The sequence below is a fragment of the Haladaptatus sp. genome, assembly GCF_049589095.1.
In the GTDB taxonomy this organism is placed as follows: Archaea; Halobacteriota; Halobacteria; order Halobacteriales; family Haladaptataceae; genus Haladaptatus.
Genome location: NZ_JBAWAC010000389.1, coordinates 1 through 1,968 on the forward strand (window position 1 = coordinate 1; position 1,968 = coordinate 1,968).

Genomic DNA, 1,968 nt, shown 5'->3' on the forward strand with positions numbered 1-1,968 from the left:
ATATGGACGAGAACACGCTCACGATGACGCCGGGTCCGACTGCGGTCCCCGAGGACGTTCGAGAAGCGATGGCGAAACCGGCGATGAACCCCGACGTAAATCCCGAGTTCGCGTCGTACTACGAAACCCTCCTCGACAAGTTGGGGCGGGTGTACGGAACGGACGACGACATGGTCGTCCTCGGCGGCGAAGGAATCCTCGGTCTGGAAACCGCCGTCGAGTCGCTGGTCTCGCCGGGCGACGACGTGCTCTGTCTCGCCAACGGCCTGTACGGCGACGGCTTCGCCGATTTCGTTGAGATGGCCGGTGGCAACCCGATCGTCCACGATATCGACTACACCGAGGCGTTCGATCCCGACCACGTCGCCGAACTCGTCGAATCCGGCGAGTTCACCGCCGCGACGATGGTGCACTGCGAGACGCCGACCGGACTGCTGAACGATTTCGACGAAATTCTCCAAACGCTCCAAGATGCGGGCGTCCTCACCATCGTCGATGCCGTCTCGTCGCTCGGCGGGACGGCGGTCCCGGTCGAGAACATCGACGTCTGTCTCGGCGCGTCCCAGAAGTGTTTCAGTTCACCGCCCGGCCTGACCACCATGTCGGTCAGCGACGCCGCGTGGGAAAAAGTCGAGGCGACCGAACAGGACGGCTTCTACACCAGTTTGGCTCCGTGGCAGGACGCGGATTTCTCGTTCCTCCCGTACACCCATCTCGTCTCGAACCTCTACGCGTTGGAGGCGTCGCTCGACTGGATTCTGGACGAAGGCAGGGAGAACGTCTTCGCTCGGCACGAATCCGCGGCCGACCTGTGCCGGAAACGGGGCGAGGAACTCGGACTCTCCCCCTTCCCCGGTTCCGAGTCCTTGTGCTCGCCCACCGTTACGGCCTTCGAAATCGAAGGGCAGGCAATGGACGTACAGCAACAGTTGTACGACGACCACGATATCCTCGTGACGACCGGACTCGGTGAGATGGAAAACGACATCCTTCGCGTCGGGCACATGGGCTACAACGCGACGGAGGCGAACGTCGAAACGACGATGGACGCGCTCGAATCCGTGCTCGATTGAGCGAGCACCGATCAATCCGCCAGCAGTTCCAGCGGTTCTTCATCCTCGGCATCGCGGGCGTCCTGCACCCAGAGGTCGCCGAACAGGTCGTCCTGGTCGAGCATGAGGGTGCCGCGGTGGGCCAGAAACAGCAGGGCGAGATACGTCATCACGCGCGTCGAACCGACCATCTCGATTTCCGCGTACAGCACTTCCGTCCGCCCCGCTTCGTACTGGTCGAACAGCGCCTCCCGCACGTCCTCGATGACCGTCTCGATGTGCTCGTCGTGGGTCGTCCCCGTCACCTCCGACTCCGTCGGTTCGTCGTCGAACCGCATGTCGTCGCCCGAGTGGTAATCGAGGGTTTGGGTCCCCCGCCGGAAGCCCTGTGGCGAATCGCTGGTGTCGTACGTCCGTGATTCCTTCCACCACGACCCGCGTTCGTGCTCGCGCAGGTCGCGCACGAGTTCGTCCAGCGTCTCCGGCGTTCCGCGGGCGCTCTTCCGGTCGAGACGGCGCTCCATCTCGTCTTCGAGCGACGCGATGGGGTCGAAGCCGTCCGACTCGTCCATCGCCATCGGCGCTTCCCACGGTTCCAGTTCCTCCTCCTCGGGTTCGTCGTCCGCGAGGAGCGCGTCGCTCTTCATCCGCAGGAGCACACTGGCGTAAAACAGCGCCCGGCCGGACGTTCGGAGGTCCGTCCCGTCCAACCGCGCGAGGAACTTGTCCGTCACGTCCACGATGTCGATGTCCCACGGTTCGATTTCGCCCTCCTCCGCCAGTTGAACGAGGAGTTCGACCGGTTCGACTTCGTCGTCATCGAAGTCGCTGGGGTCGTCGGGTTTCAGGTCCGAAAGCATCCCCGACTCGTCCCTCTCCCGGTCCTCGTGACCGGTGATGTTCAGCGGGATGTCGT

The 1,968-nt window shown here is 63.6% G+C and carries 2 protein-coding genes; one reads left to right on the plus strand and one right to left on the minus strand.

Annotation, left to right across the window (positions count from 1 at the left end; translation table 11 throughout):
- Positions 1 to 2: 2 nt before the first annotated feature.
- Positions 3 to 1,073 (plus strand): pyridoxal-phosphate-dependent aminotransferase family protein, encoded by a 1,071-nt coding sequence (locus WBV42_RS12210; protein WP_423986279.1) that lies wholly within the window; start codon positions 3 to 5, stop codon positions 1,071 to 1,073.
- 11 nt (positions 1,074 to 1,084) lie between these two features.
- Here WBV42_RS12210 and WBV42_RS12215 read toward each other — a convergent pair.
- Positions 1,085 to 1,968: segregation/condensation protein A (locus WBV42_RS12215; protein WP_423986280.1), on the minus strand; the 884-nt coding region annotated here is incomplete at its 5' end.